The organism is Stenotrophomonas sp. GD03777, from assembly GCF_029842485.1.
Classification (GTDB): Bacteria; Pseudomonadota; Gammaproteobacteria; order Xanthomonadales; family Xanthomonadaceae; genus Stenotrophomonas; species Stenotrophomonas sepilia.
The window spans coordinates 1-23347 of record NZ_JAOCGL010000062.1 but is presented as its reverse complement, the minus strand read 5'-3'; the positions used below and the strand labels follow the sequence as shown (position 1 = coordinate 23347).

Sequence of the window (23347 nt, the reverse complement as noted above, 5' to 3'; positions counted from 1 at the left end):
CCGCCTCATCGACGTCCGGCACCACTTCGGCGCGGCCCATTCCGCGCCACAGCACCAGGCGCAGGCGGCCGGCCACGTTCTTCTTGTCCAGGCGCATGCGGCCGAGCAGGGCCTGCGGGTCCAGCCCGGCCGGGATCGACACCGGCAGGCCGAGCCGTTCCAGCAGCGCCTGCAGGCGTGCGCGATCGGCATCGTCGGCCAGGCCGAGGTCGGTGGACAGCTTCGCCGCCAGCACCATGCCCACCGCCACCGCCTCGCCATGGTTCAGCGCATCGCGGCCTGGAGCCGAGTAGCCCTGCTCGGTTTCGATGGCATGGCCGAAGGTATGCCCGAGGTTGAGCAGGGCACGTTCGCCCTTCTCGAACGGATCGCGCTCGACGATGGCGGCCTTGTGCCGGCAGCTGCGCGCGATGGCTTCGGAAAGCACGTGGTCTTCACCGGCGACCAGCGCATCGGCATGCTGCTGCAGCCATTCGAAGAACACCGCGTCGCCCAGCGCACCGTACTTCACCACTTCGGCCAGGCCTGCACGCAGTTCGCGCGGCGGCAGGGTGGCTAGCACGCGGGTATCTGCGATGACCGCACGCGGCGGATGGAAGGCGCCGACCAGGTTCTTGCCGGCCGGGATGTCGACGGCGGTCTTGCCGCCCACCGACGAATCGACCATCGCCAGCAGGGTGGTCGGCAGCTGCACGCAGTCCACGCCGCGCATCCAGCAGGCGGCGGCAAATCCGGCAAGGTCACCGACCACGCCGCCGCCGAGGGCGAAGACACAGGCGTCGCGCGTGGCGCCGAGCGCCGCAAGCGCTTCGATCGCGCGGCCGAATTCGGCCAGCGTCTTGGAGGCCTCACCGGCGGCCAGCACGTGCTCGCCGATGATCAGGTCGGGGCGCGCGGCCAGCAGGGTCTGCTTCACCGGTGCCAGATAGCGCGGGGCGACTTCGCTGTCGCTGAGCAGCAGCACGTGGCGGCCGCGAACGTGCGCGGCCAGTGCAGCGCCATCGGCCTGGGCACCGGCGCCGATGGTGATGGTGTAGGGGCGGTCGCCGCCAACGGCGACCTGCAGCAGGGCGGGGGAAGTCATGCAGTCAGGTCCTGGCGCTGCCATTGCGTGGCCAGCTTGACCACCAGCTGGGCAGTCGCATCGGCAGCGGTGTACGGGTCGGTATCGAGGGTGAGGTCGGCCAGTTCGCGGTATAGCGGGTCGCGGTGTGCGGCCAGGTCGTGCAGCACCTGCTCGCGGTCCGGGCGTTGCAGCAGCGGCCGGCCCTTGTCGCGGGCCAGGCGTTCCAGCTGCGCGGTCACGCTGACCCGCAGGTAGACCACGAAGCCGCGGCGGGCGATCAGTGCACGGTTGTCGGGGTCCAGCACCGCGCCGCCGCCGGTGGAGACCAGCTGGCCGCGGCCTTCCAGCACACGGGCCAGGGCCTCGCGTTCATGGTTGCGGAAACCGGCTTCGCCGGCGTGCTCGAAGATGGTCGGGATGCTGGCACCGGCGGCATCGACGATGGCCTGGTCGACATCGACGAAGTCCAGCGTGAAGCGCTCGGCCAAGCGGCGGCCGATGCAGGTTTTGCCGGCGCCCATCGGGCCGATCAGGATCAGGTTCGGAGCAGGATTCATGCCCTCTGATGCTAACACCTCCGTGCCCTGGCCTTTACGTTCTTCACGTCAGGGTAGGCGTTCCAGCGGGGTCTCCCGCGCCAGCCGGAGTACAGGCCATGACGGTCGCCAAGGTCATCGAAATCACCGCCTCCTCGCCGAAGAGCGTGGAGGACGCCGTGCGCAGTGGGCTGAAGAAGGTCTCCGAGACGGTCAAGGGCATCCAGGGCGCCTGGGTGAACGAGACCAAGGTGGTCACCAATGGCAGCGGCGAGATCACCGAATGGCGGGTCAACCTGCGGGTGACCTTCCTGGTGGAATAGGCGTGCTCAGCGCACGTCCTGCACTTGGCGCTGGCCGTCCAGTACCACCACGTGGTCGGCGAGGGCGGGCAGGGTGTGCAGTGCCTGCCGACTGACCCGCTCGTAGTACTGCACGAAGCGCTCCAGCTGTGGCCGGCTCATGCCGTGCCGGCCCGGCTGCGCGGCTTGCAGGTTCTGCTCCTGCTGCCAGCGCCAGCGCGGTACCACCGAAAAATCCGGCGGATGAAGGAACCATAGCCGGTCGCAGCGCTGCCACAGCGCCGGGTAGTCGCGGGCCAGCGCCTGGTTGCACCAGCGCCGCCAGCGGCCATCGGCGTCGGCCTCGCGCTCCAGCGCGTTCAACGGGCTGTCCAGCGCGTTGTCATCCTGCGCGGGCGTGCCCAGAAACCAGCCTTCGAACACCAGCAGGTCCAGCGGTTGGTGCAGGCGCGGCCATTGCGCTTCGGGCAGGCGTTCGTCGGCCAGCTTGTCGAAACGCGGCATCGCGAAGGGCTGGCGCGCGGCCACCGCATCCAGCACTGCGTGGGCCAGCGGCAGGTCATGGGTTCCCGGCGGGCCCCGGGTGATCAGCAGTGGATGCACCTGGCGGGCCAGCCGCTGCCGCTGTGCGCGGGTCAGGTAGACATCATCAATGGACAGCGTGGCGGCGTTCAGGCCGCGTGCCTGGGCGCGGGCCACGACCTGCGCGGCCAGCGTCGATTTGCCGCTCCCCTGCAGGCCGCTGATCGCCAATACTGGAACCGCTGCGCCACTGCCCAGTGCGTCGTCCAGCACCTGTTCGGCCAATGTTTCGGGGAATCCTTTCACCTGGGGCATATACGCAGCAGCGGCCATGCAGCCACAATAGCCCAATCCGTGTGAGAAGAACGCAATCATGAGCGACCTGTACGCCGAAGCCCTGTCCACGTTTGCCAGCCTGTTCGAAGAGGCCAGGCAGAGCCGCGAGGTCGAGGCGAACGCCATGACCGTGGCCACCGCCGATACGCACGGCCGTCCGTCGGCGCGCACCGTGCTGCTGAAGGCGTTCGATGAGCGTGGCTTCGTGTTCTACACCCACCTGGACAGCCACAAGGGCCGGGAGCTGCAGGCCAATCCGCAGGCTGCACTGCTGTTCCTGTGGCGCAGCCTGCGCGAGGCCGGCATCCAGGTGCGCATCGAGGGTCGCGTCGAGCAGGTGGCCGATGCCGAGGCCGACGCCTATTTCGCCAGCCGCCCGCGGATGAGCCAGATCGGCGCCTGGGCTTCGCAGCAGTCGAAGACGCTGGCCACGCGCGAGGAATTCGACGCGCGCGTGGCCGAGGTCGAAGCCCGCTTCGAGGGCCAGGACGTGCCGCGCCCGGACGGCTGGAGCGGCCTGCGCGTGGTGCCTGACCGCATCGAGTTCTGGTACGGCGCGCAGTTCCGCCTGCACGAGCGCTGGTGCTATGAAGCCGGTGCTGAAGGGCGCTGGAGCAAGCGACTGCTGTATCCGTAAGTCAGGGCGGTGCCGGGGCTGCTGTAGAGCCGAGCCCATGCTCGGCTGTTGTCCCTGCAGAAGCAGCCGAGCATGGGCTCGGCTCTACAGACCCTCCGCGCGCAGCCAGCGCCATAGCGTGGTGCGTGATACGCCCAGCGCCTGTGCCATGCCCTCGCGGTCATTGCGATGTTCCTGCAGCAATGCTTCCAGCTGCGCACGCGGCGGGCGTTTGCCGTTGCTTTCCAGCGGCAGTGCCGTCGCGCCTTCGCTTGCCAGCTCGGGCGCAAGCTGCAGCAGTCGCGAAGCATCAATATGCCCTTCAGCCGGCTGCCAGTGGATGCGTAGTCGATCCACCAGATTGCGCAGTTCGCGCACGTTTCCCGGCCACTCGGCCGCGCTCAGCAACGCCAGTGCATCCTCATCCAATGGTGCGTCGATGCCACGCAGCTGGCGGAAGAAGTGCTGTGCCAGCAGCGGGATGTCACTGCGCCGCGCACGCAGCGGGGGCAGGGCGATGCGTAGCGCGGCCAGCCGGTAATACAGGTCGCGACGGAAGCTGCCGGTCGCCGCGCGCTGCTCCAGCGACTGCAGGGTGGCGGCCACCACGCGCAGGTCGACTGCGGTCGGTTCGGTAGCGCCGACACGCAGCACCTCGCGTTCTTCCAGCACGCGCAGCAGGCGGGTCTGCAACGGCAGCGGCAGTTCGCCGATCTCATCCAGGAACAACGTACCGCCATCGGCGGCCTCGACCAGGCCCACGCGACCACCGCGCCGTGCACCAGTGAAGGCACCATCGCTGTAGCCAAACAGTTCGGCTTCCAGCAGTGATTCGCTGATGGCGCCGCAATTCAGCGCCACGAAGCGCCCGCGACGGCCGCTGGCGGCGTGCAGTTGACGCGCTACCAGTTCCTTGCCGGTGCCGGTTTCGCCGGTGACCAGCACCGTGCTGTCGTGCGGTGCGTAGAGCGCGATCTGTGCGCGCACCTGGGCCATCGCTTGGCTGTCGCCGAGCAGTTCATGCGTGTCGGCACGCGCTGCCGGGCGCCGGCGCGGGGCGGCTCGGTTGCCGCTGGAGCGGGCCAGCGCCTGGGTCAGCTCCAGCGCATGTTCAAACGCCTGCCGCACCGAGTCGGCCGAATAGAGCAGTACCCCCGGCAGGCCGGCCTGCTCGGCATGGTCGATGGCCATGCCGGTGCCGACGATGACCTCGATGCCGTTGGCGCGCAGGTCGGCGATGCAGTCGCGCGCATCCTCGCGGGTGACGAAGCGGCGGTGCTCGATATCCAGGCCGAAACTCTGCTGGAAGTTGCTGAACGCCGGTACGTCGCTGGCGTGGGTGACCAGGCCGATGCGGCTGGCGATGCGGCGGGCACGGGCCAACGCTTCCATCAGGTCGAAGCCATTGGCCTGGATCGGCACCAGTGGCAGCTCCAGCCGACCGCGCAGCCAGGCCGCGTTGGAGCCGCCGGCGATGACCACGTCGCAATGCTCGCGGCGCAGGCGTTGACCGATCACATCTACCGCTTCCTCGAAACCTAGGTTGATCTGCTCGATGCGCGCGCGTCGATCGAATTCGGGAATGACATCGCCGAGCAGGCCGGTCAGGCGCGAGACGCTGACCGTCCAGATCACCGGGCGACCGGGGTCGGTGTCGGCGTGGCGCAGGGGTGAGCGGGGCAGGTACATGGCGGCTGGAGGTCGACGTTATGTTTCATGATACATCCGTTTCAGTGTTTCATACGTTTCACTATTGCGTGGCGGTCATCCCCGTGAAATCAACGGCTTGCAGCTTGGCATGGTGCTTGCGCCTACCTATCCGTTCTCCAACCTGGATTGCCGCATGACCGCTTCCGCCCCTTTCTCCGCCGGTGCCCGCTTCCGTGAGGCGCTTGCTGCCGAATCGCCGCTGCAGGTGATCGGCGCCATCAACGCCAACCACGCCCTGCTGGCCAAGCGCGCCGGCTTCCGCGCCATCTATCTGTCCGGCGGCGGTGTTGCCGCGGGCTCGCTGGGCCTGCCGGACCTGGGCATCAACACCCTGGAAGACGTGCTGGTGGACGTGCGCCGCATCACCGATGTCTGCGACCTGCCGCTGATGGTGGACATCGATACCGGCTTCGGGCCGAGTGCGTTCAACATCGCGCGCACCGTGAAATCGCTGATCAAGGCCGGCGCGGCCGCCTGCCACATCGAAGACCAGGTTGGCGCCAAGCGCTGCGGTCACCGTCCGGGCAAGGAGATCGTCTCGCAGGGTGAAATGGTCGACCGCGTGAAGGCTGCCGCCGATGCCAAGACCGATCCGGACTTCTTCCTGATCGCGCGTACCGACGCCATCCAGGTGGACGGCGTGGACAAGGCCATCGAGCGCGCCATTGCCTGTGTCGAGGCCGGTGCCGACGGTATCTTCGCCGAGGCGGCCTACGACCTGGACACCTACCGTCGCTTCGTCGACGCGGTGAAGGTGCCGGTGCTGGCCAACATCACCGAATTCGGTGCCACCCCGCTGTTCAGCCGCGATGAACTGGCTTCGGCCGGTGTTGCGATCCAGCTGTTCCCGCTGTCGGCGTTCCGCGCGGCCAACAAGGCGGCCGAGAACGTCTACCAGGCGGTGCGCCGCGATGGCCACCAGCGCAACGTGGTGGAAACCATGCAGACCCGCGAAGAACTCTACGACCGCATCGGCTACCACGCCTTCGAGCAGCAGCTCGATGCGCTGTTCGCCGCCAAGAAATAAGCAGTACCCTGCACCATCAAGTTTCGGAGGGAAACATGAACGATACGACCGCAACCCCGACCTTCAAGCCGAAGAAGTCCGTCGCCCTGTCCGGCACCGCCGCCGGCAACACCGCGCTGTGCAGCGTGGGCCGCAGTGGCAACGACCTGCATTACCGTGGCTACGACATCCTGGACCTGGCCAACACCAGCGAGTTCGAGGAAATCGCCTACCTGCTGGTGCACGGCAAGCTGCCAACCCGCGCCGAGCTGGTTTCGTACAAGGCCAAGCTGAAGTCGCTGCGTGGCATCCCGGCCGCGGTGAAGGCCGCACTGGAAGAACTGCCGCCGTCGGCACACCCGATGGACGTGATGCGCACCGGTGTGTCCGTGCTCGGCTGCGTGGCGCCGGAGAAGGATGACCACAATCATCCGGGCGCGCGCGACATTGCCGACAAGCTGATGGCCTGCCTCGGCTCGATGCTGCTGTACTGGTACCACTGGAGCCACAACGGCCGTGCCATCGACGTGGAAACCGACGATGACTCGATCGGTGGCCACTTCCTGCACCTGCTGCACGGCGAGAAGCCGCAGGACTCGTGGGTGAAGGCGATGCACACCTCGCTGATCCTGTACGCAGAACACGAGTTCAACGCCTCGACCTTCACCTGTCGTGTCATCGCCGGTACCGGCAGCGACATGTACAGCGCGATCTGCGGTGGCATCGGCGCACTGCGTGGCCCGAAGCACGGCGGCGCCAATGAAGTGGCGTTCGAAGTGCAGAAGCGCTACGACAATCCGGATGAGGCCGAGGAAGACATCAAGGCCCGCGTCGAGCGCAAGGAAGTGGTGATCGGCTTCGGCCATCCGGTCTATACCGTCTCCGATCCGCGCAACAAGGTGATCAAGGACGTGGCCCGCGAGCTGTCCGAAGAACAGTCGAGCATGAAGATGTACGACATCGCCGAGCGCCTGGAATCGGTGATGTGGGACATCAAGAAGATGTTCCCGAACCTGGACTGGTTCAGCGCCGTCAGCTACCACATGATGGGCGTGCCGACCGCGATGTTCACCCCGCTGTTCGTGATCGCGCGCACCGCCGGCTGGAGCGCGCACATCATCGAGCAGCGCATCGACGGCAAGATCATCCGCCCGAGCGCCAACTACATCGGTCCGGAAGACCGCGACTTCGTCGCCATCGACAAGCGCGTCTGATCCACCTGCTGTCCCCATCCGGCCGGCCGCGTGCCGGCCGGATGCTTTCGCCGCCGCACCGCCGGCACCCGGCCCGCCCCAAGCATTCCGCCAGCCCATGAATACTGATTACCGCAAGAACCTCCCCGGCAGCGCGCTGGACTATTTCGACGCGCGCGCCGCCGTCGATGCAATCCAGCCCGGCGCCTATGCCACCCTGCCGTACACCTCGCGCGTGCTGGCCGAGAACCTGGTACGCCGCTGCGATCCGGCCACGCTCGCCGATTCGCTGAAGCAGCTGATCGAGCGCCGCCGTGACCTGGATTTCCCGTGGTTCCCGGCGCGCGTTGTGTGCCACGACATCCTCGGCCAGACCGCACTGGTCGACCTGGCTGGCCTGCGTGATGCGATCGCCGACAAGGGCGGCGACCCGGCCAAGGTGAATCCGGTGGTGCCGGTGCAGCTGATCGTCGATCACTCGCTGGCGGTGGAGTGTGGTGGTTTCGATCCGCAGGCGTTCGAGAAGAACCGCGCGATCGAGGATCGCCGCAACGAAGACCGCTTCCACTTCATCGACTGGACCAAGCTGGCGTTCGAGAACGTGGACGTGATTCCGCCGGGCAACGGCATCATGCACCAGATCAACCTGGAGAAGATGTCGCCGGTGATCTACGTGCAGGACGGCGTAGCCTTCCCCGACACCTGCGTGGGCACCGACAGCCACACCCCGCACGTGGATGCGCTGGGCGTGATCGCCATTGGTGTGGGCGGCCTGGAAGCCGAGAACGTGATGCTCGGTCGTGCCTCGTGGATGCGACTGCCGGATATCATCGGCGTCGAGCTGACCGGCAGGCCGCAGCCGGGCATCACCGCCACCGACGTGGTGCTGGCGCTGACCGAATTCCTGCGCAAGGAGCGCGTGGTCGGCGCGTACCTTGAATTCTTCGGCGAGGGAGCGGCGGCACTGACCATCGGTGACCGCGCCACCATCTCCAACATGTGCCCCGAATACGGCGCCACCGCCGCGATGTTCTACATCGACGGGCAGACCATCGATTACCTGCGCCTGACCGGGCGCGAGGAATCGCAGGTGGCGCTGGTGGAAAACTATGCGCGCACCACCGGCCTGTGGGCTGACGACCTGGCCACCGCACAGTATGAGCGCGTGCTGCGCTTCGACCTGTCCAGCGTGGTGCGCAACATGGCCGGCCCGTCCAACCCGCACAAGCGCGTGGCGACCGCCGAGCTGGCCGAGCGCGGCATCGCCGACGAGGCCAAGCTGGCAGCGGGCAAGGCCGAGCAGGCACAGGGGCTGATGCCGGATGGCGCGGTGATCATCGCCGCCATCACCAGCTGCACCAACACCTCCAACCCGCGCAACGTGATCGCTGCCGGCCTGCTGGCACGCAAGGCCAATGAGCGCGGCCTGCTGCGCAAGCCGTGGGTGAAGTCATCGTTGGCGCCCGGCTCGAAGGCGGTGCAGCTGTACCTGGAAGAGGCCGGCCTGCTGCCGGACCTGGAAAAGCTGGGCTTCGGCATCGTCGCCTTCGCCTGCACCACCTGCAACGGCATGAGCGGCGCGCTCGATCCGGCCATCCAGCAGGAGATCATCGACCGTGACCTGTACGCCACGGCTGTGCTGTCGGGCAACCGCAACTTCGATGGCCGCATCCACCCGTATGCGAAGCAGGCCTTCCTGGCGTCGCCGCCGCTGGTGATCGCCTATGCCATCGCCGGCACCGTACGCTTTGACATCGAGAAGGACGTGCTGGGCGTGGACGCCGACGGCAACGAGGTGCGCCTGAAGGACATCTGGCCGAGCGACGCCGAGATCGACGCCGTGGTCAAGGCCTCGGTCAAGCCGGAGCAGTTCCGCCGCGTCTACAACCCGATGTTCAATGTGCGCGTGGAGCACGGCGCGACGGTCAGCCCGCTGTACGACTGGCGCCCGCAGAGCACCTATATCCGTCGCCCGCCGTACTGGGAGGGCGCACTGGCCGGTGAGCGCACGCTGTCGGGCATGCGCCCGCTGGCGGTGCTGCCGGACAACATCACCACCGACCACCTGTCGCCGTCCAACGCGATCCTGGCCTCCAGTGCCGCCGGTGAGTATCTGGCGAAGATGGGCCTGCCCGAAGAGGACTTCAATTCCTACGCGACCCACCGCGGCGACCACCTGACCGCGCAGCGCGCCACCTTCGCCAACCCGAAGCTGTTCAACGAGATGGTGCGCAACGACGACGGCAGCGTGAAGCAGGGTTCGCTGGCGCGCGTGGAGCCGGAAGGCAAGGTGATGCGCATGTGGGAAGCCATCGAGACCTACATGGAGCGCAAGCAGCCGCTGATCATCATTGCCGGTGCCGACTACGGCCAGGGCAGCTCGCGTGACTGGGCCGCCAAGGGCGTGCGCCTGGCTGGCGTGGAGGCGATCGTGGCCGAGGGCTTCGAGCGGATTCACCGTACCAACCTGATCGGCATGGGCGTGCTGCCGCTGGAGTTCAAGCCGGGCACCACCCGCCTGACCCTGGGCATCGATGGCACCGAGACCTTCGACGTGGTCGGCGAGCGCACCCCGCGCGCCGAGCTGACGCTGGTCATCCACCGCCGCGACGGCCAGGACGTGATCGTGCCGGTCACCTGCCGCCTGGACAGCGACGAGGAAGTGGCGATCTACGAGGCCGGTGGCGTGTTGCAGCGCTTCGCGCAGGACTTCCTGGAAGGCGCCAAGGTGGCGTGATACCGGCCTGAATGCCTGCCCCCGGAGGCCGGGGGCGGGCTTGTCCGACACCTGGGCAGGGCGCACACTGACTTGGCAAAAACTGCCAATGGAGAGTCTCATGGCCACCATGAACATTTCGCTGACTGATCCGCTCAAGCAGTTCGTGGACGAAGAAGTGCGCGAAGGCGGCTACTCCAGCACGTCGGACTATGTGCGCGACCTGATCCGCCAGCGCCAGCGCAGCAAGGCCGAAGAACTGCTCAAGCAGCTGATTGCCGAGGGGCTGTCTTCTGGTCCTTCGGCGCCTCTGGCGCCGGATCACTTCGACAAGCTCCGTGAGCGTGCTCGGAACCGCAAGTGAGACCTTCGCACTGGTCTCCTGCAGCGGTTCTAGATCTCGACCAGGCAGCAGCCTGGTATGCAGATCAGGGCGGAGAAGTGCTGGAAGTCGGCTTCATCGATGCGGTGGAGTCCGTCGTCAAGCTGATCGAGGCTCACCCGGGTGCTGGTTCCACATTGCATGCGGATCTGTTGCCCTCGCTGCCAGCGCCGTTGCGTTTTCATCCGGTTCGTTGCTTCGACGGCTACCTGGTCTACTACGTGGAGCTACTTGCGCACGTTTCCATCGTGCGCATCTGGAATGCTTCGCGGGGTATGGAAGCACTGCTCGAAGACGAGGAGCTCAACCCCGATATTGGTTCGTCGCACCCAGGATACTGATCCATGACTTTCCTCCCGCAACTCCGTATTCCCGCCACCTACATGCGCGGTGGCACCAGCAAGGGCGTGTTCTTCCGCCTGCAGGACCTGCCCGACGCCGCGCAGGTGCCGGGCGCCGCACGCGATGCGCTGCTGATGCGCGTGATCGGCTCGCCCGATCCGTATGGCAAGCAGACCGACGGCATGGGCGGCGCCACCTCCAGCACCAGTAAATGCGTGATCATTTCCACCGCGTCGGTGCCGGACCACGATGTGGACTACCTGTACGGCCAGGTCTCGATCGACACCGCCTTCGTCGACTGGAGCGGCAACTGCGGCAACCTCAGCACTGCGGTGGGTCCGTTCGCGATCGCCAACGGCCTGATCGATCCGTCCCGCGTGCCACGCGACGGCCTGTGCACCGTGCGCATCTGGCAGGCCAACATCGGCAAGACCATCATCGCCCACGTGCCGATGCGCGATGGCGAAGTGCAGGAGACCGGTGATTTCGAGCTGGATGGCGTGACCTTCCCGGCCGCCGAGATCCAGCTGGAGTTCATCGATCCGTCCGATGACGGCGATGCGGGCGCGATGTTCCCGACCGGCAACCTGGTCGACACCCTGGACGTGCCGGGCGTGGGCAGTTTCGAGGTGACCATGATCACCGCCGGCATTCCGACCATCTTCCTCAATGCGGCCGACCTGGGCTACACCGGCACCGAACTGCAGCCTGCGATCAACGAGGACAAGGGGGCGCTGGAGCGCTTCGAGAAGATCCGCGCCTACGGCGCCTTGCGCATGGGGCTGATCAAGAACCTGGAAGATGCGGCGACCCGCCAGCACACGCCGAAGGTGGCCTTCGTGGCACCGGCGCAGGACTACGTGTCGTCCAGTGGCAAGGTCATTCCGGCCTCGGCGATCGACCTGCATGCGCGTGCGTTGTCGATGGGAAAGCTGCACCACGCGATGATGGGTACCGCTGCCGTGGCGATCGGCACCGCGGCAGCGATTCCGGGCACGCTGGTCAATCGCGCTGCTGGAGGCGGCGAACGCGAAGCGGTGACCTTCGGCCATCCCTCCGGCACGTTGCGCGTGGGTGCGCAGGCCGGTCTCGTTGACGGCCAGTGGACGGTGACCAAGGCCATCATGAGCCGCAGCGCCCGCGTGCTGATGGAAGGCAAGGTGCGGGTACCGGTCGAGTGATGCGTTGGTGAACGCCAACCAAGGTTGGCGACTACCGGGCCGCAGAGACAGATTGCTTTGGTAGATGCCAACCTTGGTTGGCATGGTGCACGGGCGACCGTGCACCGCAACGAGGAGATCGATGATGTCCGACAGCCACACCCCATCCAACGAGCGTGCAGCGTGGGATGCGCTGCTGGTGGGCATCGTCGACTACGTGCGCGACGCGCGCATCGACTCACCGCTGGCGTTCCAGACCGCGCACCACTGCCTGCTCGACACGCTGGGCTGCGGCCTGGAAGCGCTGTCGTTCCCGGCCTGCAGCAAACTGCTTGGTCCACTGGTGCCGGGCATCAGCGTGGTCAACGGCGCGCGCGTTCCGGGTACGCATTACGTGCTGGACCCGGTGCAGGCCGCCTTCAACATCGGCGCGATGGTGCGCTGGCTGGATTTCAACGATACCTGGCTGGCGGCCGAATGGGGGCACCCTTCGGACAACCTGGGTGGCATCCTTGCCGTCTGCGACTGGCTGGGGCGCAACGCGCAGGCTCTGCGGCGCCCACCTCCGACCGTGCGCGACGTGCTGCTGGCAATGATCAAGGCGCACGAGATCCAGGGCGTGCTGGCGCTGGAGAATTCCTTCAACCGGGTCGGGCTGGACCACGTGGTGCTGGTCAAAGTGGCCACCACCGCTGTGGTTGCGCAGCTGCTCGGCCTGGATCGCGAGCGCATGCTCAATGCGTTGTCGCTGGCCTGGGTCGATGGTCAGTCCCTGCGCACCTACCGGCACGCACCCAACACCGGCTCGCGCAAGAGCTGGGCAGCTGGCGATGCGACCAGCCGTGGCGTGCGCCTGGCGCTGATGGCGGCCAGTGGCGAGATGGGCTACCCCAGCGTGCTCAGCGCGCCGACCTGGGGCTTTGAAGCGGTGTCGATGCATGGCAAGGCACTGACGCTGGGGCGACCGCTGGGCAGCTACGTGATGGAGAACGTGCTGTTCAAGATCAGCTACCCGGCCGAGTTCCATGGCCAGACCGCAGTGGAGGCGGCCATCATGCTGCACCAGCAGTTGCGTGCGATGGGGCGGCGGGTCGAGGACATCGCGCATATCGCGATCCGGACCCAGGAAGCCTGCATCCGCATCATCGACAAGCAGGGCCCGCTGCATAACCCGGCCGACCGCGACCATTGCGTGCAGTACATGGTCGCCATCGCGCTGCTGCACGGGCGGCTGGTGGCCGAGGATTACGAGGACGACGTTGCCGCTGATCCACGCATCGATGCCCTGCGGGCGAAGATGGCCTGCCATGAGGATCCGCAACTCAGCGCCGACTACCTGGACCCGGACAAGCGCAGCATTGCCAACGGCCTGGGCGTGCGCTTCAGCGACGGTACTGAGCTGCCCGAGGTACTGGTGGAATACCCGCTCGGCCATGCCCGACGCCGGGAGGAAGGCATTCCGCTGCTGATGGACAAGTTCCGCCGGCACCTGGCCCACCGCTTCCCGACAGTCCAGCAGCAGCGCATCCTGGCGGCATCACTGGATCCGGTGGCGCTGGCGGCAATGCCGGTGACCGACTATGTGGACCTGTACCAGCCGGGGTGAGGCCGCTCTGGTAGATGCCAACCTTGGTTGGCATGTGGGGGAGCGCCAGCCAAGGTTGGCGGCTAGCGGGTCCCGGGCGGAACCGGGTTTCCGACCGCCGGGGCGCCAACGCCTTGACGCGGCCTGCCTATAATGGCCACCTCGATCAAGGAGTGACGACATGAGCGGTCCGGCACGGCGGAAGCGGTGGGGATGGGCGGCGGCGGTACTGGCAGGAGGCCTGTTGCTGGGCCTGGCCGGCTGCCGCAACGACAGCGGGCAGCTGCCCAAGGCCAGTGGCGAGGCGATCACCACCAAGGCCGAGCAGGTGAAGGAATTCACCCTGCTGCGGGCCTACCCGGACCAGAAGAATGACGGCCTGTCGCTGGCGCTGGAGTTCTCGCGCCCGCTGGTCGGCACCCAGGATTTCGACACGCTGGTGCGCTTCGAGGAGAAGGTCGGCACCGAGGACAGCAGCTGGACGCTGTCCGATGACGGCCTGACCCTGCGCTACCCGTTTGTCGAGGCCGGCAAGGAGTTCAGCCTGGTGGTCTCGCCGGACCTGCTGGCCGCCGATGGCAGCCGCCTGGGCAAGGAACTGAAGCAGAAGGTGTTCAGCGGCGAGCTGAAGCCGGTGGTTGGCTTCGCCTCGCAGGGCAGCGTGCTGCCTGCCAAGGACAGCCGTGGCCTGCCGGTGGTCTCGGTGAACGTGCCGGAAGTCGACGTCGAATTCCTGCGCGTGCGCGAGAAGGATCTTCCGACCTTCTTCAGCCAGTACCAGCGCGGCGGCCGCCGTGGCAGCTGGGAGCTGAGCAGCGACTACGAGCGCAGCCCGATCAACAAGCTGGCCGAGCCGGTCTACGTCAACCGCTTCATCCTTGGCGGCAAGCAGAACGAGCGGGTGCTGACCTACCTGCCCACCCAGGACATCAAGGAACTGCAGGAGCCGGGCCTGTACTTCGCCCTGCTCAAGCGTACCGGTGACTACGAAGGCGAGTTCGACACCGCGTTCTTCTCGGTCAGCGACATCGGCCTGCATACCCGCGCCTACAAGGACAAGCTGTTCGTGCACACCGCCGGCCTCAAGGACGGCGCGCCGCTGAAGGGCATCGACCTGCGCGTGCTCGACGCCAAGGGCGAGGTGGTGCTGAAGGGCAGTACCGACGGCAATGGTAATGCGCTGCTGAACTACACCCTGGATGCCACCCACGTGCTGGTCGCCAGCAGTGGCAAGGACACCAGCTTCCTGCCGTTCAACCAGCCGGCGCTGGACCTGAGCGAATTCGCCGTGGCCGGCCGTGACAATGCCTGGTTCGACGTCTATGCCTGGTCCGGGCGCGACCTGTACCGCCCCGGCGAGACCGTGCGCCTGTCCGCGCTGCTGCGCGACAACGACGGCAAGCCGGTCAAGGCGCAACCGGTGTTCCTGCGGCTGAAACAGCCCGACGGCAAGACCTTCCGCGAGACCCGCCTGCAGCCAGGCGACCAGGGCTACATCAATTTCGAGCAGGTGATCCCCGCCGAGGCGCCGACCGGGCGCTGGCAGGTCGAGTTCCGCACCGACCCGGCCAGCAAGGAAGCGATCCAGGGCATGACCCTGCGCATCGAGGAGTTCCTGCCCGAACGCATGAAGCTGGACCTGGACAGTGCGCAGAAGACGCTGAAGCCGGGTGAGGACCTGCGCCTGCAGGCCAATGGTGCCTACCTGTATGGCGCACCGGCCGATGGCAACCGCTTCACCGCACGCATGGCGGTGGCCGCCGAACAGAAGCCGGTGGACGGCCTGCCGGGCTATTTCTTCGGTGACCCGACCCTGCAGCTGCCGCGCGAGGCCAAGGACGTGATCGATACCACGCTGCCGGCCAATGGCCAGCTGCGTGAGGATGTGGCGTTGCCGGAAGAGGCGGCCAAGGCCAAGGCGCCGATCGCCGTGGTGCTGTCCGGCAGCCTGTATGAAACCGGCGGCCGCACAGTCACCCGCACCCTGAAGCGGGTGATGTGGCCGGCCAATGCGCTGGTCGGCGTGCGGCCGCTGTTCAACCCGGACGATGGCGCCGATTCCAATGGCAATGCGCGCTTCGAGCTGATGCGCGTGGATGCTGCCGGTACGCCGCAGCCGGCCAAGGGCCTGAAGATCACCCTGGTGCGCGAGCTGCGCGACTACCACTGGACCTTCAACGACAACCGCTGGGACTACGACTTCACCCGCCGTTTCGAGAACAGGGAAACCCGCACCGTCGATGCCGGCAACAGCGCGGTCGCCTTTGATTTCCCGGTGGAGTGGGGCGAGTACCGGGTGGACGTGTTCGATCCGTCCACCGGCCTGACCAGCCGCTATCCGTTCCGTGCCGGCTGGAGCTGGGGCGATGACAACCGTGGCCTGGATGCGCGCCCGGACAAGGTCAAGCTGGGCCTGGACAAGACCGGTTACAAGGCCGGTGACACCCTGGAGGTGACGGTGACCCCGCCGCACGCCGGCAAGGGCATCCTGATGGTCGAGACCGACCGCATGCTGTATGTGCAGGACATCGAGGCCAAGCCGGGTTCGACCTTCAAGATCCCGGTCACCGCCGACTGGGAGCGCCACGACGTCTACATCACCGCGCTGGTGTTCCGTGGCGGCAGTGCGCCGAGCAAGATCACCCCGGCCCGTGCCGTGGGCGTGGTGCACGTGCCGATGGACCGCAAGGGCCGCACCGTGGCCGTCGGCCTGGTCGCGCCCAAGCAGATGCGCCCGGAGCAGGACCTGCCGGTAACCGTCAGTGCGCCGCAGCTGGCCGGCAAGACCGCGCACGTCACCGTTTCGGCGGTGGATGTGGGCATCCTCAACATCACCCGTTTCCCGGTGCCCGATGCCGGTGCACACTTCTTTGCCCAGCGTCGCCTCGGTATCGATGCCTACGACATCTACAGCCGGGTGATCGAGAGCTTCGATGGTGGCAGCGGCAAGCTGAAGTTCGGCGGCGACATGGCGCTGCAGGCATTGCCGCAGGCCAAGCGCCCGACCGCGCGCGTGCAGACCGTGGACCTGTTCTCCGGCCCGGTACAGCTCGATGCCAAGGGCAATGCCCGCATCCGGCTGAAAGTGCCGGACTTCAACGGCACCCTGCGCGTGTCGGCGCTGGTCTACAGCGATGACCAGTACGGCAAGCGCGACGTGGAAACCATAGTGCGCGCACCGATCCTGGCCGAAGCCAGCATGCCGCGCGTGCTGGCCCCGGGCGACCGCAGCACCGTGACCCTGGACGTGCAGAACTTCACCGGCAAGCCGGGCCAGTTCAACGTGAAGGTGGAAACCGAGGGCCCGTTGAACCTGGGCGAGGGCAGCCGCAGCGTGCAGTTGAATGCCGACGCCAAGACCACGCTGAGCTTCCCATTGTCGGCACGCGAAGGCCACAGCGTGGCCAAGGTGAGGGTGCGGGTGGACGGCAACGGCTTCAAGGCCGATCGCCGCTACGACCTGCCGGTGCGTGCGGCGTGGCCGCAGGTGCTACGTTCGCAGGTGCGCACGCTCGATCCGCTGGCGGCGGTCAGCCTCGACAACAGCCTGACCGAGGGCCTGATGTCCGAGTCGGTGAATGCCCGCCTGCTGGTCAGCCCGCTGCCGCCGATCCCGTTCGCCAGTGCACTGCAGGGCGCGCTGAACTATCCATATGGCTGTGCCGAGCAGACCACCAGCAAGGGTTACGCCGCGCTGATCCTGGACCAGGCCACCTCGTCGATGCTCGGCGCCGATGGCCTGGATGCCAAAACCCGTAGAGAGCGCATGGAAGGTGCGTTCGGTCGCCTGGCGTCGATGCAGGTGGCCAATGGCAACTTCTCGATGTGGGGTGACGATGGCTACGTGAACCCATGGCTGACCCCGTACATCACCGAGTTCCTGCTTGATGCCAAGGACGCCGGCTTCGCCGTGCCCGACAACGTGCTGCAGAAGGCGCTCAACCGGCTCAGCGAGGATCTGCTGTCCGGCGGCAATCAGTTCTATGGCCAGGAGGATCGCGAGAAGCTGAAGTTCGCCAACCAGGCGTATTCGGGCTACGTGCTGGCCCGGGTCAATCGTGCACCGCTGGGTACCCTGCGCACGCTGTACGACAACGAACGCAGCAAGGCGGTCGGTGGCCTGTCGCTGGTCCACCTGGGCGTGGCGCTGTCGCTGCAGGGTGATGCCAAGCGTGGCCAGGCCGCGCTGGCGGCGGCCTTCGCCAAGTCCAGCAGCGAACGTCCGTCGTACTTCGGCGACTACGGCAGTGCGATCCGCGATGATGCACTGATGATCGCGCTGACCCACGAGAACAAGCTGGCCAAGCCCGCCTGGGATGCGCGTGCGGTGGATCTTGGCCGTGGCCTGGATGCGCGCCGCAATGCCGGCTGGATGTGGCTGAGCACGCAGGAACAGGTGGCGATTGCCCGCCTCGGCAAGGCCCTGGCCGCCAACCAGAAGGCGCTGGTGGCCGGTGAGCTGGTGATCGGTGGCAGCACCGAAGCCATCGGCGAGCGCAAGCTGTTCGGCCGCAACTTCAGCGCCAGCGAGCTGGCCAGCGGCGTGCGCTTCACCCCGCAGGGGCAACCGCCGATGTTCGCCAGCATTGATGTGGCCGGCATCCCGCGCAGTGCGCCCGCACCGGACAACAGCGTAGTGGGTATTGAACGTAGCTACTTCGGTACCGATGGCAAGCCGTGGTCGCCGCGCCCGCTGAAGGAAGGCGAAGCGCTGATCGTGCGCGTCACCGTCACCGCCGACACCACGATGCCCGATGCACTGCTGACCGACCTGCTGCCGGCGGGCCTGGAGATCGAGAACTTCAACCTGGGCGATGCCAAGCAGTGGGCCGACGTGGTGGTCGATGGCATCACCATCAGCGACCGGGGTGAGGCCGCCGATACCAAGCACGAGGAGTTCCGCGACGACCGCTACGTGGCCGCGCTGAAGCTCTCGCGTGGCAGCAAGGCCAACGTGTTCTACCTGGTCCGCGCGGTGACGCCGGGAACCTACTCGGTGCCGCCGCCGCTGGTGGAGGACATGTACCGGCCGCAGCTGCGCGGCGTCGGCCGCAGCAACCCGACCACGATCACGGTGGTACAGCCGTGACCGCGCGGACGGGCCGCGACGGCGCGGCCCGTCCTGCTGGCAACCCGCAATGAAGAACACGATGACGAACCGGCTGGCGGCCCTGCGCCGCCGGTGGCGGCCGCTGTGGCCATGGCTGCGCTGGGGCATGGCCGCTGCGCTGGCGCTGCTGCTGGTGCTGGATTTCGCCTTCCCGCCGCCGCTGCCGAAGCAGCGTGATACCAGCACCCTGGTGGTGGCTGCCGACGGCACGCCATTGCGCGCGTTTGCCGATGCCGAGGGCGTGTGGCGCTATCCAGCCTCGATCGACAGCGTCTCACCGCTGTACCTGCAGGCGTTGCTGACCTATGAAGACCGCTGGTTCTGGCGCCATCCGGGCATCAACCCGCTGGCGATCCTGCGGGCCAGCGGCCAGCTGCTGCGCGGCGGCCGCATCGTGTCCGGCGGTTCGACCCTGACCATGCAGGTCGCGCGCATTCTCGATCCGCACTCACGCACCCCGTGGGGCAAGCTGAAGCAGATGCTGCGTGCGGTGCAGCTTGAGGTGCACCTGAGCAAGCAGCAGATCCTGGCCCTGTACCTGGAGCGTGCACCCTACGGCGGCACCATCGAAGGCGTGGAAGCGGCCAGCTGGGCCTATCTGGGCAAGCCGGCGGCGCAGCTGTCGCATGCCGAGGCTGCGCTGCTGGCGGTGCTGCCACAGGCGCCCAGCCGGCTGCGCCCGGACCGCCATCCGGAAGCTGCGCAGAAGGCGCGCGACAAGGTGCTGTCACGCATGGCCGAGCTGGGCGCGTGGACACCGGAAGAAGTGGAGGATGCGCGCGTCGAGAACGTGGTGGCGCGTTCGCTACGCCCTCCCTTGCACGCCGCGCTGCTGGCGCAGCGCCTGCACTCGGCGCATCCGGGCCAGGCACGCATCCAGAGCAGCATCGACATCGGCCTGCAGCGCACGCTGGAAGAGCGCGTGGCCAGCTATTTCTCGACGCTGCCCGAGCGTACCTCGGCGGCCCTGCTGGTGGTCGACAACCGGACCCTGCAGGCACGCGCCTATGTCGGTACATTGTCCTTCGGTGACCGCCAGCGGCTGGGTCACGTGGACATGGTGCAGGCCTGGCGTTCGCCAGGCTCCACGCTCAAGCCGTTCCTGTACGCGATGGCGCTGGACGATGGCCTGATCCATTCGGAAAGCCTGCTGGTCGATGCACCGCAGAGTTTCGGCAGCTACCGCCCCGGCAACTTCGACATGGCCTTCAATGGGCCCATCGGTGCCTCCAGCGCATTGCGGCTGTCGCTCAACGTGCCGTCGGTGGATCTGCTGCAGCGGGTCGGCGCGGCGCGCTTCGCTGCCCGCCTGTCGCACGCCGGGATCCAACTGCGCTTCCCGCCGGGCAGTTCGCCCAACCTGTCGCTGATCCTGGGCGGCACCGGCGCGCGCCTGGAAGACCTGGTCGGCGCGTTCGCCGCGTTCAACCGGAGCGGTATCGCCGGCCGCGTGCGTTACACCGACGACGAGCCGATGATCGAGCGGCGCCTGGCCTCGCCGGGCGCCAGCTGGATCGTGCGCGAGATGCTCGAATCAAACCCGCGCCCGGGGTACAGCGCCGGGACGTTCGATGTCGGTGGCCGCCCGCGCGTGGCGTGGAAGACCGGCACCAGTTACGGGTACCGCGATGCATGGGCGATCGGCAGTACCCGCCACTACACGGTGGGCGTGTGGGTGGGCCGGCCGGACGGTACTCCGTTGCCGGGCCAGTACGGCGCGGTCACCGCGCTGCCGCTGATGTTCGAAGTGGTGGACAGCCTGCCGCGCCAGCGTGGTGATTCGGCGGCCGCGCCGATGCCGGCCAGTGTCAGCCAGGAAGACATCTGCTGGCCCACTGGCGAACGTGCCGAGGGACTGCCGGCCGCACTGTGCCAGCGGCGGATGCCAGCCTACCTGCTCGATGGCGCCGCACCGCCGACCTTCCCCGAACGCGAGGCGCGGCGCTGGCAGCCGGGCCGGCAGCGTTACCTGGCCGATGCCCGCAGCGGACTGCGCGTGTCTGCTGATTGCCGCTTGCCGCACGAAGAAGTCGCCCGCGAGATCGCGCGCTGGCCGGCGTTGCTGTCACCGTGGCTGCCCAAGGCCACGCGCGAGGCTTCGCAGTTGCCGGGACTGTCGCCAGACTGCCGCGACGACGGGCGCGAGGCCAGCGTCGCGCTGCATGTGGACGGGCTCAATGACGGCGCCACGCTGGCGCGCGCGCCTAATTCGGAACACGGCGTGCGCCTGCAGTTGCGCGCGCTGGGCAGCGAGCAGGCGGTGGACTGGTTGCTGGACGGCCGCTGGATCGCGCAGACCCACGGCGCGCAGTTGATGCAGCGCGAGTTCGCCGATCCCGGTGCGCATACCCTGACCGCCTTGGCCGCAGACGGCGCGTGGACGCAGGTACGGTTCACTGTCCTCCGGTAGGCGCCGGGCAATGCGCGGCGCGCGGTCCAGCGCCAACGACACCGCCGTGCTCTGGTAGGTGCCAACCTTGGTTGGCACGCGGCAAAGGCGCCCACCAGGGTGGGCATCTACCGGATCACTCCCCGATCCACCCATCCAGCAGATCGGCGAACTCGTCGGCGTGTTCCTCTTCCTGCGCCAGGATCTCTTCGAGGATGCGCTTGGTGGTGGTATCGCGGTCGCCGATGAAGTTGATCATCTCGCGGTAGCTGTCGATGGCGATGCGTTCGGCCACCAGGTTCTCGCGGACCATGTCGCGCAGGTCGCTGCCTTCCTTGTATTCGGCATGCGAGCGCGCGGTCAGCGTATCCGGGTTGAAGTCGGGCTCGCCGCCGAGCTGCACGATGCGCTCGGCCAGCTTGCCGGCATGCGCCTGTTCCTGCTGTGCATGTTCAAGGAATTCGGCTTTCACCGCGTCGGCCAGCATGCCCTTGGCCATGAAGTAGTGCCGGTAGTAGCGCAACACGCACACGTACTCGGTGGCCAGTGCGTCGTTGAGCAGCTTGATCACCACCTTGCGGTCGGCGCTGTAGCTGTCGGTGATCGCACCATCCTCGATGTTGCGCCGGGCGCGCTCGCGCAGGGCCGTGCGCTCGCTGATGCCGGGAATCTGCGCGGTGGGCTTGGGGGCTTTGGCTGGCTTGCTGGACATGGCTGGCCGTTTCCTCTTGCGGTGGGAGATCAGGTGGGCAGGTGCTCCAGCACGTAGTCGGCCGAAGACACTTCGAATTGACCGGGCTGTTCAACCCAGGCGGCGCGGACCACGCCGTCGACCACGAACAGGGCGAAACGGCGCGAGCGGATGCCCATGCCCGAGGCACTGGCGTCGAGCTCCAGGCCGAGCGCACGGGTCAGTTCGGCATTGCCGTCGGACAGCATCAGCAGGCCGTCGGGCACGTGCTGATCGGCGGCCCAGGCCTTCATCACGAACGGGTCGTTGACGGCCATGCAGTAGACATCGATGCCGCGCTGGCGGAAGGCCTCGAATTTCTCGACGTAGCCGGGCAGGTGGCGGGCCGAGCACGTCGGCGTGAACGCGCCGGGCACAGCGAACAGCACCACCTTGCGCGCGTCGAACAGCGAATGCGTATCGAGCGTTTCAATGCCCTCGCGGATGCGCTTGAGGGTGACTTCCGGAATGCGGTCGCCGACATGGATGGTCATGGGGAACTCCTTGCTGGGGCAGCGTAGTGGGCCGGATGGGACAGGGACGTCAAGACATTGGAAAACCGGCGTGCAGGGCCCATCTTCAGGCTTTGCGGAGCGGGCTTCCAGCCATAGCCTGGGGCAGGGCGATGGCAACCGCATTGCGCAGGATCAGTCGGCCTCACCGGGGCCGCACGAGCGACGGCGTAGCATCGCCGGCGCGTAGAATGAACCCGGGGCGGCGCCACCGGCGCGGCCGAAGCAGATCGAGGTAGCTGGATGGAATTCAAGGATTACTACGCCACCCTGGGGGTGGAACCGAGCGCGGGCGAGGCGGAGATCAAGACCGCCTACCGCCGGCTGGCACGCAAGTACCACCCGGACGTCAGCAAGGAGGCCGGGGCCGAAGACAAGTTCAAGGCGGTCAACGAGGCCTACGAGGCGCTGCGCGACCCGGAAAAGCGTGCAGCCTACGACCAGCTGCGCGCGCAGGGCTATCGCCCGGGCGAGGAGTTCAACGTGCCGCCGAACTACGGCGGCGCCGGTGGTTTCAACTTTGAGGAAGTGTTCGGGGGTGGTGGCGCCAACGGCGGCTTCAGCGACTTCTTCGAAAGCCTGTTCGCGCGCCAGCGCGGCGGTGCCGGCCCTGGCCCGGGATTCAGCAGCCAGGGCCATGCGCCCAACCGCGACACCCGCGCCAAGCTGTCGGTACCGCTGGAAGCGGCCTACAGCGGCGACAGCCTGCGCATCACCGTCAACGGCAAGCAGCTGGACGTGCGCGTGCCCAAGGGCATCCGTCCGGGCCAGGTGATCCGCCTGGCGGGGCAGGGCAACCATGGCGGCAACCTGCTGCTGGAAGTGGAGTACGCCGCACACCCGCAGTTCGAGGTCGATGGCCGCAACATCCTCTACACCCTGCCGGTCACGCCGTGGCAGGCCGCGCTGGGCACCAGCATCAGCGTGCCGACCCTGGGCGGCGCGGTGGAACTGAAGATCCCGGCCGACTCCGATGCCGGGCGCAAGCTGCGCCTGCGCGGGCGTGGCCTGCCGGGCAATCCGGATGGCGACCAGATCGTCGAGATCGAGATCGTGGCCCCGGCCGCGACCGACGAGGCGCAGAAGAAGGCCTACCGGAACCTGGCCAAGGCGTTTGGCGAGACGATCTGAGCA

At 67.3% G+C, this 23347-nt stretch carries 18 protein-coding genes; 12 read left to right on the top strand and 6 right to left on the bottom strand.

From position 1 onward, the window contains the following. Both aroB and N5E02_RS13645 read right to left on the bottom strand, forming a co-directional pair. The coding region (gene aroB, locus N5E02_RS13650; RefSeq protein ID WP_279946369.1) for a 3-dehydroquinate synthase at positions 1-1084 on the bottom strand (1084 nt) is incomplete at its 3' end. Then, a complete protein-coding gene (locus tag N5E02_RS13645; RefSeq protein ID WP_005418375.1) occupies positions 1081-1623 on the bottom strand; it encodes a shikimate kinase in 543 nt (180 codons plus the stop codon). The genes N5E02_RS13645 and aroB, both read right to left, overlap by 4 nt. Before the next feature lie 98 nt (positions 1624-1721). Here N5E02_RS13645 and N5E02_RS13640 point away from each other — a divergent pair, with 98 nt between their 5' ends. Then, complete coding sequence (locus N5E02_RS13640; protein WP_005410663.1) at positions 1722-1925, top strand: dodecin family protein; 204 nt, start codon at positions 1722-1724, stop codon at positions 1923-1925. 6 nt (positions 1926-1931) lie between these two features. Here N5E02_RS13640 and N5E02_RS13635 read toward each other — a convergent pair whose 3' ends face one another. Further along, the gene (locus N5E02_RS13635; protein ID WP_139727511.1) at positions 1932-2759 is read right to left on the bottom strand and encodes a kinase; all 828 of its coding nucleotides are present in this window, start codon (positions 2757-2759) and stop codon (positions 1932-1934) included. 40 nt (positions 2760-2799) lie between these two features. Between N5E02_RS13635 and pdxH the strand changes: the two genes are divergently transcribed. Then, complete coding sequence (gene pdxH / locus N5E02_RS13630) at positions 2800-3399, top strand: pyridoxamine 5'-phosphate oxidase (protein ID WP_279946368.1); 600 nt, start codon at positions 2800-2802, stop codon at positions 3397-3399. Between the two features lie 84 nt (positions 3400-3483). Here the strand turns inward: pdxH and prpR are convergent, their stop codons facing one another. Continuing rightward, positions 3484-5067: a propionate catabolism operon regulatory protein PrpR gene (gene prpR, locus N5E02_RS13625; protein ID WP_279946367.1), complete on the bottom strand. Its 1584-nt coding sequence runs from the start codon at positions 5065-5067 to the stop codon at positions 3484-3486. A 154-nt stretch (positions 5068-5221) separates the two neighbouring features. On the opposite strand from prpR, the gene prpB reads away from it, so the two are divergent. From prpB to pbpC, 9 genes are all read left to right on the top strand, one after another. Then, complete coding sequence (gene prpB, locus N5E02_RS13620) at positions 5222-6115, top strand: methylisocitrate lyase (protein WP_005418360.1); 894 nt, start codon at positions 5222-5224, stop codon at positions 6113-6115. Between the two features lie 35 nt (positions 6116-6150). After that, positions 6151-7308: a 2-methylcitrate synthase gene (gene prpC / locus N5E02_RS13615; protein WP_005418357.1), complete on the top strand. Its 1158-nt coding sequence runs from the start codon at positions 6151-6153 to the stop codon at positions 7306-7308. Positions 7309-7405: 97 nt separating this feature from the next. Continuing rightward, complete coding sequence (gene acnD, locus N5E02_RS13610) at positions 7406-10024, top strand: Fe/S-dependent 2-methylisocitrate dehydratase AcnD (RefSeq protein ID WP_065178213.1); 2619 nt, start codon at positions 7406-7408, stop codon at positions 10022-10024. 100 nt (positions 10025-10124) lie between these two features. Then, positions 10125-10367 carry a type II toxin-antitoxin system ParD family antitoxin gene (locus tag N5E02_RS13605; RefSeq protein ID WP_139727505.1) on the top strand — a complete coding sequence of 81 codons (243 nt, stop codon included), beginning with the start codon at positions 10125-10127 and terminating at the stop codon, positions 10365-10367. Then, a complete protein-coding gene (locus tag N5E02_RS13600) occupies positions 10364-10726 on the top strand; it encodes a type II toxin-antitoxin system RelE/ParE family toxin (protein ID WP_279946366.1) in 363 nt (120 codons plus the stop codon). The genes N5E02_RS13605 and N5E02_RS13600 overlap by 4 nt, the downstream gene beginning before the upstream one ends. A 3-nt stretch (positions 10727-10729) precedes the next feature. Beyond that, positions 10730-11908, top strand: a complete 1179-nt coding sequence (gene prpF / locus N5E02_RS13595) for a 2-methylaconitate cis-trans isomerase PrpF (protein WP_005418353.1) — start codon at positions 10730-10732, stop codon at positions 11906-11908. 124 nt (positions 11909-12032) lie between these two features. After that, complete coding sequence (locus N5E02_RS13590; RefSeq protein ID WP_065185443.1) at positions 12033-13493, top strand: bifunctional 2-methylcitrate dehydratase/aconitate hydratase; 1461 nt, start codon at positions 12033-12035, stop codon at positions 13491-13493. Between the two features lie 160 nt (positions 13494-13653). Next, positions 13654-18561: an alpha-2-macroglobulin gene (locus N5E02_RS13585; protein WP_188239621.1), complete on the top strand. Its 4908-nt coding sequence runs from the start codon at positions 13654-13656 to the stop codon at positions 18559-18561. Positions 18562-18610: 49 nt separating this feature from the next. Beyond that, positions 18611-20992: a penicillin-binding protein 1C gene (gene pbpC, locus N5E02_RS13580; protein ID WP_279946365.1), complete on the top strand. Its 2382-nt coding sequence runs from the start codon at positions 18611-18613 to the stop codon at positions 20990-20992. A gap of 115 nt (positions 20993-21107) precedes the next feature. Here pbpC and N5E02_RS13575 read toward each other — a convergent pair whose 3' ends face one another. Both N5E02_RS13575 and N5E02_RS13570 read right to left on the bottom strand, forming a co-directional pair. Continuing rightward, on the bottom strand, positions 21108-21683 hold the full coding sequence (locus tag N5E02_RS13575; RefSeq protein ID WP_005418343.1) for a ferritin-like domain-containing protein: 576 nt from the start codon (positions 21681-21683) through the stop codon (positions 21108-21110). A gap of 29 nt (positions 21684-21712) precedes the next feature. Beyond that, positions 21713-22195 (bottom strand): peroxiredoxin, encoded by a 483-nt coding sequence (locus N5E02_RS13570; RefSeq protein WP_005418341.1) that lies wholly within the window; start codon positions 22193-22195, stop codon positions 21713-21715. A gap of 261 nt (positions 22196-22456) precedes the next feature. Here N5E02_RS13570 and N5E02_RS13565 point away from each other — a divergent pair, with 261 nt between their 5' ends. Beyond that, positions 22457-23344 carry a DnaJ C-terminal domain-containing protein gene (locus N5E02_RS13565; RefSeq protein WP_005418339.1) on the top strand — a complete coding sequence of 296 codons (888 nt, stop codon included), beginning with the start codon at positions 22457-22459 and terminating at the stop codon, positions 23342-23344. Positions 23345-23347: the final 3 nt, after the last annotated feature.

Excerpts from the sequence above, each read along its gene's own strand:
- N5E02_RS13645 (WP_005418375.1), bottom strand. The coding sequence starts at position 1,623 with ATGAATCCTGCTCCGAACCTGATCCTGATCGGCCCGATGGGCGCCGGC.
- N5E02_RS13640 (WP_005410663.1), top strand. The coding sequence starts at position 1,722 with ATGACGGTCGCCAAGGTCATCGAAATCACCGCCTCCTCGCCGAAGAGC.
- N5E02_RS13635 (WP_139727511.1), bottom strand. The coding sequence starts at position 2,759 with ATGGCCGCTGCTGCGTATATGCCCCAGGTGAAAGGATTCCCCGAAACA.
- pdxH (WP_279946368.1), top strand. The coding sequence starts at position 2,800 with ATGAGCGACCTGTACGCCGAAGCCCTGTCCACGTTTGCCAGCCTGTTC.
- prpR (WP_279946367.1), bottom strand. The coding sequence starts at position 5,067 with ATGTACCTGCCCCGCTCACCCCTGCGCCACGCCGACACCGACCCCGGT.
- prpB (WP_005418360.1), top strand. The coding sequence starts at position 5,222 with ATGACCGCTTCCGCCCCTTTCTCCGCCGGTGCCCGCTTCCGTGAGGCG.
- prpC (WP_005418357.1), top strand. The coding sequence starts at position 6,151 with ATGAACGATACGACCGCAACCCCGACCTTCAAGCCGAAGAAGTCCGTC.
- acnD (WP_065178213.1), top strand. The coding sequence starts at position 7,406 with ATGAATACTGATTACCGCAAGAACCTCCCCGGCAGCGCGCTGGACTAT.
- N5E02_RS13605 (WP_139727505.1), top strand. The coding sequence starts at position 10,125 with ATGGCCACCATGAACATTTCGCTGACTGATCCGCTCAAGCAGTTCGTG.
- prpF (WP_005418353.1), top strand. The coding sequence starts at position 10,730 with ATGACTTTCCTCCCGCAACTCCGTATTCCCGCCACCTACATGCGCGGT.
- N5E02_RS13590 (WP_065185443.1), top strand. The coding sequence starts at position 12,033 with ATGTCCGACAGCCACACCCCATCCAACGAGCGTGCAGCGTGGGATGCG.
- N5E02_RS13585 (WP_188239621.1), top strand. The coding sequence starts at position 13,654 with ATGAGCGGTCCGGCACGGCGGAAGCGGTGGGGATGGGCGGCGGCGGTA.
- pbpC (WP_279946365.1), top strand. The coding sequence starts at position 18,611 with ATGAAGAACACGATGACGAACCGGCTGGCGGCCCTGCGCCGCCGGTGG.
- N5E02_RS13575 (WP_005418343.1), bottom strand. The coding sequence starts at position 21,683 with ATGTCCAGCAAGCCAGCCAAAGCCCCCAAGCCCACCGCGCAGATTCCC.
- N5E02_RS13570 (WP_005418341.1), bottom strand. The coding sequence starts at position 22,195 with ATGACCATCCATGTCGGCGACCGCATTCCGGAAGTCACCCTCAAGCGC.
- N5E02_RS13565 (WP_005418339.1), top strand. The coding sequence starts at position 22,457 with ATGGAATTCAAGGATTACTACGCCACCCTGGGGGTGGAACCGAGCGCG.